The 740-nt window shown below is 70.5% G+C and carries 1 protein-coding gene; it reads left to right on the top strand.

The genetic code is table 11. The annotated features are described in order from the left end of the window. Positions 1 to 740: acyltransferase domain-containing protein (locus IEJ02_RS49630; protein ID WP_223865615.1), on the top strand; the 740-nt coding region annotated here is incomplete at both ends.

Here is a 740-nt window from a genome sequence, read left to right as displayed (position 1 = left end):
CGTTCGTCGGAGGTGCCGTTCTACTCGACGGTCTCCGGTGAGCAGGTCGATACGGCAGGTCTGGACGCGGAGTACTGGTACCGCAACCTGCGGCAGACCGTTGAGCTGGAGGCCACGACGCGCGCTCTGCTCGGCAGTGGGCATGGCGTGTTCGTCGAGGTGAGCCCGCATCCGGTGTTGACCCTGCCGGTGCAGCAGACGGTGGAGGCGGCTGAGGCGCGGGCGGTCGTCGTGGGCACGCTGCGGCGGGACGAGGGCGGTCTGGAGCGGTTCCTGACCTCGGCCGCCGAGCTGCACGTCAGTGGCGTCGGCGTTGACTGGCGGACGGTGTACGAGGGCCGTGGTGCACGGCGGGTGGAGCTGCCGACCTACGCCTTCCAGCATGAACGCTACTGGCTCGATGGATTCGGCCTGCCGCCCGGCGGAAGCGCGGCCGATGGTGCCGGTTCTGTCGATGCGCGGTTCTGGGAGGTGGTGGAGCGCCAGGATCTGGAGTCGCTGGCGGATGCGCTGGCGGTGGACAGCGAGGCGCCGCTGAGCGCGGTGCTGCCCGCCCTGTCCGCGTACCACCGCAACAATCGCGACCAGTCCACGATCGACGGCTGGCGCTACAAGGTGTCGTGGAAGCCGGCCTCCGACCTGGGCGAAGGGTCGTTGTCGGGGACCTGGCTGGTGGTGGTTCCGGCGTCCCGTGCCGGGGACGAGCTGGTGGCGGGGGTTGCCGCCGGGCTCGAGCGGCA

This window comes from Streptomyces sp. 5-10, assembly GCF_014712245.1.
Classification (GTDB): domain Bacteria; phylum Actinomycetota; class Actinomycetes; order Streptomycetales; family Streptomycetaceae; genus Streptomyces; species Streptomyces violaceusniger.
Note: the sequence above shows the minus strand (reverse complement) of the source record. Positions and strands in the feature narration are given on the sequence as shown.